An 11,775-nucleotide genomic window follows, 5' to 3' on the forward strand; every position below is an offset into this window, starting at 1 on the left:
CGAGCCGTCGACATCCGCGACGGTCCCGGGCATGTCAGCCCTCGTCGGCGCCCGCCGACGAACCGAGCGCTCGGCGAGCGTCCTGCAACGCTGCCTCGTACGCGTCTCGCTTCCCTTCACCGTCAGGTCTGTCTCGACCGATGATGAATCCGTCTTCGACGACGGGTTCATGCGCCTCCGCGTCGGCTCGACGCCTGAGCGCAGCATCCAGCATCGCGTCGAACCTGCCGGCGCGTCCGACGGCTTCCACCGCTCCGATCGTGGAGCCCACCGCCGCTCGCGTCTGAGCGTCAGCCGCCAGAGCCCGGGTGGATTTCCGGTAGCTGAGCCAGGCGACGATCAATGCGCCGACGCCGGTGAGCGCTCCGACGAGGGAGCCGATGCTTGAAATCCAGTCCGTCACCGATGGCATGGCGCAACGATATCGACGTAGGCGTCAGTCGGCGGGGCGCGTCGCGGGGCAGTTCTGCCGGAGCGGCTCAGTCGCGCGAGGTCGCGTTGACACTGCCGGAGCGTTCCTGCCCGCTCAGGCGTGCGATGGCGGCCATCATGCGCTCGGTGATCTCGCGACGAGCCTTGCCGTCGGGCACGCCCTCGAGGTCGGTGAGGTCGAGCGGCTCGCCGAAGTGCACCTCCAGGCGCGGCCTCCCCGGCAGCAGATGGCTCAGCGGCTTGGCGGTGCCGGTCGCGATCAGCCCGACGGGCACGACCGCGGCGCCCGTGTCGCGCGCCATCCACGCCGCGCCACCGTGACCCTCGTGCAGCTTCCCGTCACGGGAGCGGGTTCCTTCGGGGAACACCGCGAACACGCTCCCGGCCCGCAGGATGCTGCTGCCCGCGTCGAGCGCGGCACGCGCATCGCGACCGGTCGCGCGGTAGACCGGGACACCGCCGATCGATGTGAAGAACCAGCGCTTGACGCGGCCGAGCATCCCGGAGCCCGTGAAGTACGACGACTTGATGAGGAACTGCACGGGGCGGGCCGCGGAGGTCGGGATGATGACCGTGTCGAGCGACGCGAGGTGGTTGCTCGCGAGCAGGATCGGCCCACGCTCAGGCACGTTCCCCCGACCGACGATGCGCGGGCGGTAGATCAGCCAGAACAACGGGCGCAGCACCGCCCGCCCCAGGAAGTAGACGGCACCCGGCCGCGGTGCAGGGGCAGGGCTCGGCGGAGCAGGCGCTGTCACCTCGCCACCCTATCCGTCGTGACCGGGTTCGATCCTCAGCGTGGTGTCGATCGGCCACTGCCCGCGGCATCCGCTCGCTACGATCGGCGGGTGGGATTCGAAGGACTCGATCGCGACGCCGTCTCGTTCTACGCCGAGCTTCGCGCCAACAACACGAAGACGTGGTGGACGGCCAACAAAGCTCGCTACGACACGGCCGTTCGCGGACCGTTCGAGACGCTCGGTGCGGAGCTCGAGCCCGAGTTCGGTGCGGTGAAGATCTTCCGCCCGTATCGCGACGTCCGCTTCAGCGCCGACAAGACGCCCTACAAGCTGCACATCGGCATGGTGTCGCAGGCACGCGTGGCGCACTACCTGCAGTTGAGCGAGGACGGCCTGATGCTGGGTGGCGGCATGTATGACGTGCCGCCCGCGGTGCTGGCCCGCTTCCGCGAGGCCGTCGACGATCCACGCACCGCCGAGGATCTCGACGCGCTGCTCGCGGAGTTGCGCAGTGCAGGCTTCGAGCTCCTCCGCGACGACGCCCTCAAGACCGCGCCTCGCGGCTACCGCGCCGGCCACCCGCGCGTCCAGCTGCTGCAGCTCAGACGACTCGCCGTCGGCAGGCGAGAGCCTCCCGCCGACTGGATGTGGACGCCCGACGCGTACGACATCATGGCCGACGACTGGCGCACCGTCTCGACCTGGTGCGCCTGGCTGACCCAGACGCTCGGCGCCGAGCTGCTCGAGACCGCCCAGTCTTCGAGGCGGGGCGGCAGCGACCGGATGTGACGATCGGTTCTCGCCGACGCTCTCGCGTTTGTGAACCGATGCTGCTTGAGCCGAGTTCCGGGCGTATGGTCGGCGGCATGACCCGTCCGACCAGCCCGCCCGCGACGTATGACGACCTCCGTGCGGTCTACATCAACTGCACCCTCAAGCGCAGTCCCGAGCTCTCCCACACGCAGGGGCTGATGAACCACAGCATCGACCTCATGCGCGCGCAAGGTGTGAGCGTGGACGTGATCCGGTTCGTCGACCACGATGTCGCCACCGGTGTCTATCCCGACATGCGCGAGCACGGCTGGGACGCGGACGCATGGCCGGACGACATCTGGCCGCTCATCGATGCCGCCGACATCCTCGTGATCGGCGGACCGCTCTGGCTCGGCGACAACGCCTCGATCACACGCAAGCTCATCGAGCGGCTCTACGCGATGAGCGGACTGTTCAATGATCGCGGCCAGTACATCTACTACGGGAAGACCGGCGGGGCGATCATCACGGGCAACGAGGACGGCATCAAGCACGCCTCGATGGCGATCCTCTACAGCCTGCAGCACATCGGGTTCGTCATTCCGCCGGCCGCGGATGCGGGCTGGATCGGCGAGGTCGGCCCCGGTCCGAGCTACCTCGACCCAGGATCGGGGGGCCCTGAGAACGACTTCACCAACCGCAACACCACCTTCATGACGTGGAACCTGCTGCACATGGCCAGGCTCCTCAAGGATGCGGGCGGGATTCCGGCCTACGGCAACCTGCGCAAGAAGTGGGACAACGGCGAACACTTCGGGTTCGGCGCCAACCCCGAGTACCGCTGAACGCCCGCAGGGATGCCGAAGCGGGCGGCTCGAGCCGTCCTGTGCCCTGCCGTCAGTACCGGAGACGGTATCGAAGGTGAGTGACGCCGCCCTCCCCCGACAGCACCCTGATCCGTTCGAGCTCCCGGCCGGGAGAGCCCGACGCTTCGAACAGACGGCGCCCGGCTCCGAGCAGCACCGGGATCAGGTGAATCTCGATCTCATCGAGCAAGCCCGCGGCGATCGCGCGCTGCGCTGTGGCGGCGCCGTGCACCAGCACATCTTTGTCTCCGGCGGCCTGTCGAGCCGCCCTGAACGCCTCCGCGATGTCGTTCGTGTAGCTCACCAGCGGCATCGAGCTCGCCCACGTCGGAACCGGCCGGCGGCTGAGGACCCAGATCGGCACTCCGTCGTGATGGTCCCCGTGCCAGCCTTCGGCCGGCTCGAACGTGCCTCGGCCGGCCACGACTGCGCCGGTGGACATGAACTCCTCCACGATTCGGGTGTTCACCTCGCCCTCGGGCGGGAACACCCATTCGTGAAGCCGGTCGCCGCCGTCGCCGAGCCCGTTGTCATCGGTCTCGTTCGGCCCGGCGATATAGCCGTCGAGCGACATGGACATGTACAGCACCGAGTTACCCATCCCGACTCCGCTCTGCGTCGATAGAGGCATTGTCCTCCTCCACTGCGGGTCAGCGGTCATGGAGTCGGCCGCCATCGGGATCGAGTAACCACCGCAGAGTTCGTCAGTGCGAGACTCTCGAGCCTCGCTTCGCCGGCACCGTGATGGATGCCACTTCTTCAAGACGAGGATGCAGTTCGTCTCCGTCCTCGACCACACCGGTGTGCCATGTCATCGTGAGCCCGTCGGCTCGGTCCTGCAGCAGGGCGAGGTTGTTGTCGAACCACGGACCCTTCACTGTCTTCCAGCGGAAGGGCGGGTCGGGGACCCGTGCAGAGTGGGCCGCTGCGGCCCCCAGCGGCGTCGCTGCGCCGTACGACATCACAACCGAGAACCAGCGCAGGAGTCTGGGAAGGGGGTTCCGGATGGGTGAGCAGACGGCCTGCACGATTCGGCTGCCGCTCTCACGCTCCACCTCGGCCAGATACGAGAAGTGCACATCACCGGACAGGAAGGTCACCGTCAGCGGCGACGGGCCGCGGCCGCCGTCTGCCAGCTCCGTCGTGATACCGGCAACCGCCTGGAAGCTGTTCTGAAACGCGCCCCAGTGCTCCAGGTCGAAGGCCTGTCGCAGCCGTTCCCCGACCCAGGCGGCCCGTCGGCCCCAGGCGCCGTGTGCGATCGCCTCATCCCATGCCTCGACATGGTGCAGACCCAGCGGCAAGAGGAACGGGAGCGAGGTGGCGATCAGAACGTGACGGAATCCGCCCTGCATATGGTCGTCGAACCATGTCAGCTCTCGATCGTTCAGCAGCCCCCGATCCGACGGGGTGAGATCTCTCGAGACGCGGGAATCCAGGACGACGAGACGGATTCCATCGAAGTCTCGGGAGTAGCTCCAGCGGTAGGTGTTCGGGTCCTTGTCACAGCGGTCGGCGAACTCGTCCAGCTCGGCGGTGAGGTCGCGGGAAGCACCATCGTCACGCCCACTCACCCGCTGCCACATCTCGTCAGCGGCACGCTCGCGCGGTGAAAGGTTGCCGAGGTGCTGATACACCCAGTACGACGCCAGGCCCGCGACGATGCGCTCGTGCCACCAGGAGGTGGCGTCCATCTTCCGCTTCCAGTCGAGCGAGGCGTTCCAGTCGTCGCGGATGTCGTGGTCATCGAAGATCATCGCGCTCGGCACGCATGAGAGCAGCCACCGATTTGCACCGTCCGACCACGCCAGCTGGTAGAGATGGGCGTACTCCTCGAAGTCCTTGAGTTCCTTGCCCGGTTCCTCGTGAATGTTCCGGCGGGCACGGATGAAGGCCTGCATCTCCTTCGTGGTCGAGTCGGCGTACACCTGATCGCCGAGGAAGAGCAGCAGATCCGGTCGCGCCTCGCGGCCGTCGGCCACCGCGAGCGCGAAGGCGCGCAACGAGTCGACGCCATGGGTTCGGTTGCCTGACTTGTCGTGCGGAACACTGGTGCGGCACGAGCCGTAGGCGATGCGCGACCGTTGCCCGGGCGTGCGCGTGGCGATCACGGATGCTGGGAACTCCGTGCGTGGATCGGGCCAGACGGACACCCCGTCGATCCCGATCTCGTACGGCGAGACGCTGCCAGGCTCGAGCCGGTCGACTTCCACGAGGGCGTAGTGGTGGCCGTGCACGGTGAAGCTGCGCGCTTGCCACGACCGTCCGTCCGCGTGGACGGTCACCAGACAGTCGGCTCGCGTCTCCACCCAGATGCTGGCCGACGTCTCGTCGACGTAGCGAAGCATCGGCCCCAACACCAGCGGGGATCCCATGAACCCGTTCTACCGCGCCGGCCACCATAGCGGCCAGGGGTGCCGTCAGTCATCGCGGCGTGGCGCGGCAAGGATGATGACGATCGCCTCGACTCCGAGCACCACGAGAGGTCCGTGCGGCCAGTATCCCGTGGCAAGGGTGCCCGCCACGAGGAGGGGCAAGGTCAGACTCAGCACGATCCGCACCCACAGAGGCCAGCGTGATCCGGCTGTCACTGCCGCGAGAATGCCGGCCAGGCCGACCGCGATGAGCACGAAGGCCTCTGCGCCCCACAGGAAGTGCAGCGGCGCCTCCGGGGGCGTGTTGAGATAGCTGAGCGCGGTCACGGGCGCCCCAGCGATGACCAGCCACGCCATGACGCCGCCGCCCCACCCGGCCCTCCGCAGATCCGGGAGCAATGCGAGTCCGATCGCCAGGAAAGACAGCCCGGCGAGCGCCCCGAAGACGATGTACGGATCGTGGACCGACGCACGCGCCCAGAAGTAGAGGCGATAGCGGAAGACCCAGTTCCACAACGGCACCCCGAAATCCGTCGCCGGGAACGGCAGGATCGCCAGTGCCCACAGGCCTCCGACACCGGCGAGAACCGCGCGCCAGGATCGTGATCGGTCGATGAACGCCGAACGGCTTGTCCCCATCTGCCGATTGCATCACCACTCCGGCCGACGGCGCCAGCTGTCTTCGCCGAACCGGACGTCGCGCTCAGACGGGCAGGCGGCGCACTCGATAGCGCAGGTGAAGCACCCGGTTGCCCTGAACAACGACGTCTGGGTCTTCCAACAGGTGCTGCGAGTCGATGGACCCGAAGTAACGCTTGCCGGACCCGAGCACGACGGGTGCGACGTCCATGCGCACCTCGTCGACCAAACCTGCGGCGAGCACCTGGCCGCCGACGTCACCGGCAGCGACCTCGACGGTGCGGCCACCGGCGAGTTCCTTCGCTGTGATCACGGCCGCCTCGATGCCGTTGACGAAGTGGAACGGCGCGGCGGGGTCCCAGCCCTCGGGAGCCGGTCGGTGCGTCACGACGACGACGTGGTCGATTCCGCTCGGAGGCTTCCCGTCCCAGCCGTCCGTGATGTCGAAGACGTGGCGACCGGCGATCGTCACCCCGATCTCGTCCCAGTACGGACGGATGTGGTCGAAGGACGCTTGCGACACATTCAGTACGCCGCTGTCGTCCAACGGCACGTCCCCGCTGACCAGCCATTCGAACAGTGGACCGGGATCGTCGTTCTCGGCCGCAATGAAGCCATCCACCGAGACCGACGCGTTCATGACCACTTTCCCCATGGCTTCCTCCTCTGTTCGGGCCCCAAGTCTCGTGTGTGGCGAGTGGTCGCTCTTGTAAGAAATCAATCGACCGGCAGCGGCCATCCCTCCAGTGCGTGGTCGGGATGTTCGCGGAGGAAACGTTGCCGGACTTCGACGTACCGGGTCGGCGTGAGCCCGGTGAACTCTCGGAATTCGTGGACGAAGTGAGCCTGGTCGAAGTAGCCTGCGCGGGCGGCAACGTCGCCCCAGTCGATCGGTGCAGCGACGTTGATCGCCAACACGGTGGCGGTGAACCGGTAGCCGCGCGCCAGCCGCTTGGGCGTGACGCCGATGATCTCCTTGAACCGCTTCGCCAGGTACGTGCTGCTCGCATGGGCTGCGGCGCTGAGGTCGCTGATCGGAACCGCTCCTCCCGTCTCGGCGATGGCGCTGCTCACCTGCCGGACGATGTCCAGGCCGTTGATCGTACGCGCCCGTCGCACCAGTTCCTCCTCGAGCAACGTCAGCATTTCGTTCGGTGTCTCCGCCAAGGTCAGCCGGTGTCTCAACTCAGCGACAGCGGATCGGCCCCAGATCTGCTCCACCGTCGCCGGCCGGTCGAGCAACTCGGAGGCGGGCACCGGAAGGAACGGTGCCAACCCCCATGGCCTGAAGTGGACGCCCACGGACCGGGTCGGGGTCGGGTAGCCGAACTCCCACGCGCGGGTGGGCGTAGCGACCACACAGCCGTCGGCGTATTCCACGGCCTCCACAGCGGTGCGTGTGCGGAGGGCGAACGGCGCCCCGAGGTTGACGATGAGCAACGGCGCCGGCGCCGCCGGCAGCAGCAACCGGGAGTACGGTGGGGAACCGTCCAAGTAGTAGAGGTCGTCAATCAACCCGTCCAGGGGCGGGCCGGGCACCCTGGACACATACTCCACGCTGACATCATCGCCCACGTCACCCTCTGGCATCGCGCGTCACCGCGTGCACGGCGCCGGCAACGAGACTGAATCCCGAGACTCGTGGGAGCTGCTGTCCGCTCCACCGCTCGCGAGATGAGCCCGTCCTGCACGCATCATCGGCCCGACCATCCGCAATCGGGCCGTGCAAACGCCGGCGGGCACCTGACCCTGTCGAGGTCTCCGTCGTGTTCAGGACGCGGCTGGCTCGACGGCAGGTGGGTGATCGGCGAGCAGGCGCTGGCGTTCCGCGTCCGTGATCGGGATCACCGATCCGTGGCGGAACCGCGGCGGGAGACTCTGGGTGGTGCGCGTCCAGCGACCTGAGCCGAGATCGTCCGTTTCGAGGAGGACGTAGCCCGTTCCGCCGCCGTATGGCGGCCAGTCCAGCAGCAGAAACCAGCGGTCGTCGGTGTTCGCGGGCACGACGATGGGGCCTTCCCCGTGCGTGACGTGATCCGATCCGATCCGCTCGGCGACGAGATCCCAGGCCGATCCGACGGCCTCCGTCGTGATACGGAACAGATCGGGGCTGATCTCATGGAAGACGTGCATCACGTCGGGCCGCTCGTCTTTGGTGAAGCGGTGGTAGGCGCCGCCATGGCGGACCACCGTCGAATCGATCGTCCCGTAGCCGGCGGCGCGGCGCACGTCGATCCAGACACGCGGCTCAGAGAAGGTGACGAAGTCGTCGGTCGTCGCAATCATCATGCGGTTGTAGCTGTCGGCGTTACGTCGTTCAGCGACGCCTTCCTCGTAGAGGTTGGAAGCCCAGTAGACGGCGTACGTCTGCGCTTCTTCGCTCCATATGGCCTCGGGCGCCCACACATTGCCTGCCCGTTCCGGCGCCATCACCTCCACTCGCCGCGGGCCGTCCCACGTCACCAGGTCGCTCGATTCCCACACGAGCAGCGCGGTGCTGCCGTGCTCCTGGGCGGTGCGGAAGTGCCCGATGCCATGGACCTTCAGATCGGTCGCCAGAATGACGAACCGTTCGCCGTCACGCAGCCGCAGGATGAACGGGTCGCGGATTCCGCCTGTTCCGACGGACGAACGCAGCACCGGGTCGCCGCCGGCCAGCATGTCCCATTCGCTGAGCGTGTTGCCGCGGCTCACAGCGAAGTGAATCTGCTCCGCATCGGGGCCGTCCTCACCCACGAAGTGGGCGAAGAGATACGCCTCGTACTTCTCCTGTGCGCCATCGCTCATCGCAGCCCCTCCATCGTTCGCTCGGCCCGTGCCCACGCGGCTTCATCCTGTCGCCGTGCGAGCGCCGCGAATGCGTCAGCGACCGCCGTTCGGCGACGTTGAAGACCTCCTGTCGACTCGACCAGTTCGTACAGTCCCATGGCCAGCTGATGGTCCGACCTCGATCCGGAGCTGTGCCGGTATGTCCACTCGTACATGTCGAACAGCGGCCACCAGGTGTACCCGACGACCGCAAGCCCGTCGGTGCGGAGTCGTTCGACTTCTGCGACGGATGCCGTGAGCCAGTCGATCCGGTCCGCGACGGTTCCGGTGACGCACGTCTCGGTCACCATGACCGGCGCCTGGTACCGCCGCGCATACTCGACGAGCATCTCGGACAGCCCCGGCAGCCCATCGTCGCGCGTCGGCCGCGGGTCGGAGAAGCCGCCGCGGTGATGGACGCCCGGTTCGAAGACCTCGGTGGAGTGCCGGGGGTAGTAGTTCACGCCCATGATGTCGGGGTGAGCTGGGCGGTGAGCGAGGTCGTCGAGCGTGCCCTCCTCGACGCCATGGCGCAGCAGGAAATCGAGGAGCGGGTGCTCCGCCCCTACCCGGCCGGTGACGAGGTCTTCGACGAGGAAAGCCTGGTGCCGCAGTCGCTCGGCCGTCTCGCGATGCTCAGGTGCATCGACCGCGCCGGCGTACCGCAGCGAGGCATCCACATGCACGAAGGTCGCTCGCTCCCCCAGCACCTCACGGATGCCGTGCTGGGTCGCCTGGAAGCCCTTCGCGATCGCGACGGCGAGCCGCGCAGCGCCTTCTTCGCCCTCCAGGTACGGCGGCCAGTAGCCGTATTCGCCGCAGAACAGCACGTGGATCATCGGTTCGTTCACCGGGGTGTAGTCGGTGACGAGGTCGGAGTACCGCTCGGCCGCCGCCACCGCGTATTCCGTCACCCGTTGCGGGTAGTCGCGAGCCGCGAACTGCCCGTCCAGCCACAGCGGTGTGCCGTAGTGGAGAAGATCGATGATGGGACGGATGCCGAGCTCGGCCATGCGGCCGATCACGCGGTCCGTCCAGCCCCAGTCCCAGCGGCCGGGTGCAGGGTTCACCCGGTGCCATGGGATGCCCCAGCGGAGGAACTCCGCCCCGACACCGGCGGCGAGGTCGAGGTCGCCTCGCCACCGCGTGTAGTGCTCGGTGAGCTCGTATTCGTCGATCGGCCGCAGACCCGGCCCGCCCTGCGGGACGAACGTGTTCTCGATGCCGAGCCCGAACCGCAGCGGTCCCTCGGTGTACCAGTCAGTCAATCGATCTCTCATTTCAGGCCGGTCGAGGCGACGCTCTCGATGAAGCGCCGCTGCACGAGGAGGAACATGATCGCGAGCGGGAGCACGGCGATGAGGGAGCCGGCCATCATGACACCTTGCGGAATGATCCCGCCGGGGCCGGTCAGCAGCGTGAGTCCGGAGGTGATTGTTCCCATCTCGGCGTCGGTGGTGAACACGAGCGGCCAAAGCAGGTCGTTCCAGTTGTTCACGAAAGTGAAGATCGCGAGCGTCAGGAGCGCGGGCTTCGCGTTCGGCAGCACGACGTTCCAGAAGATCCGCCACTCGGACGCGCCGTCCAGGCGGGCCGCGTTGTCGAGGTCGCGCGGCAGAGAGAGGAAGAACTGCCGCAGGAAGAAGATGCCGAATGCGTCGGCCGCTCGAGGCGCGATCAGCCCGGCGTAGGTGTTCACCCAGCCGAGGTCGCTCACGAGCTGGTAGATGGGGATCAAGGTGGCCTGGAACGGGATCATGAGGCTGGCGATGATCGCGATGAGCAGTACGCGGCTGCCGCGGAAGTCGATTCTCGCGAGCGCATACGCGGCAAGGGAGTCGAACAGCAGAGCGAACGCGGTCACGCCGCCGGCGAAGATGAAGCTGTTCACGATCAGCCGCGCGAACGGCAGCTCCTCGAAGATCTGGATGAAGTTGTCGAGGGTCCAGACCTCGGGCAGCAGCGTCGGAGGATAGGCGTTGACCTCGGCGACGGGCTTGAATGCCGTGAAGGCGATGATCGCGATGGGCAGCAGCACGAAGGCCGAGGCTGCCAGCGCCGCCAGGAGGAGAAGGATGCTGGCCGCCCGCCCGGTCTTGCGGTGGCGGGTCTTGCGCGCGGGCGGGGTGAAGACGGCGACCGTCGGGGTCGTGAGGGAGGTCATTGCGCATCCTTCTCTCGACGACCGAAGAATCGGAACTGGACGAGGCTGAGCACGAGGGTGATGAGCAGCAGCACGTAGGAGAGCGCCGAGGCGAAGCCCAGCTCGAGCTTCTTGAACCCGGACGTGTAGATCTCCATGACGACTGTCTGCGTTGTCCCATAGGGGCCGCCGCCCGTCATCACGTAGATCTGGTCGAAGGCCTGCAGTGCCGCGATCAGGGCGACGATCATGACGAAGGCGAGGGTGTTGCTGAGCATGGGCAGCGTGATGTGCCGGAACCGCTGCCACGCGGTCGCTCCGTCGACCCGGGCAGCCTCGTACAACGAGCCTGGGATCTCCTGCAGGCCGGCGATGAAGATCACGAGGTAGAAGCCGAAGCTCTTCCAGACCGCGACGAGCGCGACCGTCGGCATCGCCAGCGCCGGATCCTGCAGGACGTTCCCGAGCTGGATGCCGAAGACGCGGAGCCAATGGTTCAGCAAGCCGATCTGAGGGTCGAGGAGATAGGACCAGGCGAATGCGGCGACCGCGAGGGAGACGATGAACGGCAGGAACAGCACCGTGCGGAACGCGCCGCGCCCAGGAAGCCGCCGATGGTTCACCAGGAGCGCAAGCAGCAGCGCCGCGATGATGGCGGTCGGCGTGAAGAGGATCGCGTAGTACGCCGTGTTCCCCATCGCCTGCAGCACGTCGGGGTCCGTGAACACTCGCACATAGTTGTCGAACCCGACGTACTCCTCCTGCCCGAAGCCCGAGGCGTCGGTGAACGAGAGCCGGAGTGCCGACAGCATCGGCCACGCCACGAAGACGAGGAGGATGACGAGGGCCGGCGCGAGGAACCCTAGCGCTATCAGAGAGGTGCGCCTGGATGACCCGACGGGCGTCCTGCCGCCCAGTTGAGGCGCCGGGCGATACCGGCGCTGCGTGATTGTCGCCATGTTTCTCCAGGGGCCGCGACGCGGACTGCGCGCCACGGCCCCGATTGGGGTCGAATGATC

General features: G+C 67.2%; 13 protein-coding genes. 2 read left to right on the forward strand and 11 right to left on the reverse strand.

The genetic code is table 11. From position 1 onward, the window contains the following. Nucleotides 1–34 precede the first annotated feature (34 nt). The gene (locus MRBLWH7_RS12870) at nt 35–412 is read right to left on the reverse strand and encodes a hypothetical protein (protein ID WP_341995057.1); all 378 of its coding nucleotides are present in this window, start codon (nt 410–412) and stop codon (nt 35–37) included. 67 nt (nt 413–479) lie between these two features. Continuing rightward, nucleotides 480–1,190 carry a lysophospholipid acyltransferase family protein gene (locus MRBLWH7_RS12875; protein WP_341995059.1) on the reverse strand — a complete coding sequence of 237 codons (711 nt, stop codon included), beginning with the start codon at nt 1,188–1,190 and terminating at the stop codon, nt 480–482. Nucleotides 1,191–1,280: 90 nt separating this feature from the next. Between MRBLWH7_RS12875 and MRBLWH7_RS12880 the strand changes: the two genes are divergently transcribed. Both MRBLWH7_RS12880 and MRBLWH7_RS12885 read left to right on the forward strand, forming a co-directional pair. Next, nucleotides 1,281–1,961 carry a DUF2461 domain-containing protein gene (locus tag MRBLWH7_RS12880; RefSeq protein ID WP_341995062.1) on the forward strand — a complete coding sequence of 227 codons (681 nt, stop codon included), beginning with the start codon at nt 1,281–1,283 and terminating at the stop codon, nt 1,959–1,961. A gap of 77 nt (nt 1,962–2,038) precedes the next feature. Continuing rightward, entirely contained in the window at nt 2,039–2,770 is a 732-nt protein-coding gene (locus MRBLWH7_RS12885) for a flavodoxin family protein (protein ID WP_341995063.1), read from the forward strand. A gap of 52 nt (nt 2,771–2,822) precedes the next feature. On the opposite strand, the gene MRBLWH7_RS12890 is transcribed toward MRBLWH7_RS12885, so the two are convergent. The 9 genes from MRBLWH7_RS12890 to MRBLWH7_RS12930 all read right to left on the reverse strand — a co-directional run bounded on the left by MRBLWH7_RS12890 (nt 2,823) and on the right by MRBLWH7_RS12930 (nt 11,715). Then, nucleotides 2,823–3,422 (reverse strand): dihydrofolate reductase family protein, encoded by a 600-nt coding sequence (locus MRBLWH7_RS12890; protein WP_341995065.1) that lies wholly within the window; start codon nt 3,420–3,422, stop codon nt 2,823–2,825. A 73-nt stretch (nt 3,423–3,495) separates the two neighbouring features. Next, entirely contained in the window at nt 3,496–5,166 is a 1,671-nt protein-coding gene (locus tag MRBLWH7_RS12895) for an alkaline phosphatase D family protein (protein ID WP_341995067.1), read from the reverse strand. A gap of 45 nt (nt 5,167–5,211) precedes the next feature. Beyond that, a complete protein-coding gene (locus tag MRBLWH7_RS12900) occupies nt 5,212–5,805 on the reverse strand; it encodes a hypothetical protein (RefSeq protein WP_341995069.1) in 594 nt (197 codons plus the stop codon). 64 nt (nt 5,806–5,869) lie between these two features. Continuing rightward, nucleotides 5,870–6,460, reverse strand: a complete 591-nt coding sequence (locus MRBLWH7_RS12905; protein WP_341995071.1) for a dihydrofolate reductase family protein — start codon at nt 6,458–6,460, stop codon at nt 5,870–5,872. Between the two features lie 62 nt (nt 6,461–6,522). After that, entirely contained in the window at nt 6,523–7,380 is an 858-nt protein-coding gene (locus MRBLWH7_RS12910; protein WP_341995073.1) for a helix-turn-helix domain-containing protein, read from the reverse strand. Between the two features lie 195 nt (nt 7,381–7,575). After that, entirely contained in the window at nt 7,576–8,541 is a 966-nt protein-coding gene (locus tag MRBLWH7_RS12915) for a glycoside hydrolase family 43 protein (RefSeq protein ID WP_341995075.1), read from the reverse strand. A gap of 47 nt (nt 8,542–8,588) precedes the next feature. Beyond that, a complete protein-coding gene (locus tag MRBLWH7_RS12920; RefSeq protein ID WP_341995077.1) occupies nt 8,589–9,881 on the reverse strand; it encodes a family 1 glycosylhydrolase in 1,293 nt (430 codons plus the stop codon). A gap of 8 nt (nt 9,882–9,889) precedes the next feature. Continuing rightward, nucleotides 9,890–10,777: a carbohydrate ABC transporter permease gene (locus MRBLWH7_RS12925; protein WP_341995080.1), complete on the reverse strand. Its 888-nt coding sequence runs from the start codon at nt 10,775–10,777 to the stop codon at nt 9,890–9,892. Beyond that, the gene (locus tag MRBLWH7_RS12930) at nt 10,774–11,715 is read right to left on the reverse strand and encodes a sugar ABC transporter permease (protein ID WP_341995082.1); all 942 of its coding nucleotides are present in this window, start codon (nt 11,713–11,715) and stop codon (nt 10,774–10,776) included. The genes MRBLWH7_RS12925 and MRBLWH7_RS12930 overlap by 4 nt, the downstream gene beginning before the upstream one ends. Nucleotides 11,716–11,775: the final 60 nt, after the last annotated feature.

It is taken from the genome of Microbacterium sp. LWH7-1.2 (genome assembly GCF_038397755.1).
Taxonomy (GTDB): Bacteria; Actinomycetota; Actinomycetes; order Actinomycetales; family Microbacteriaceae; genus Microbacterium.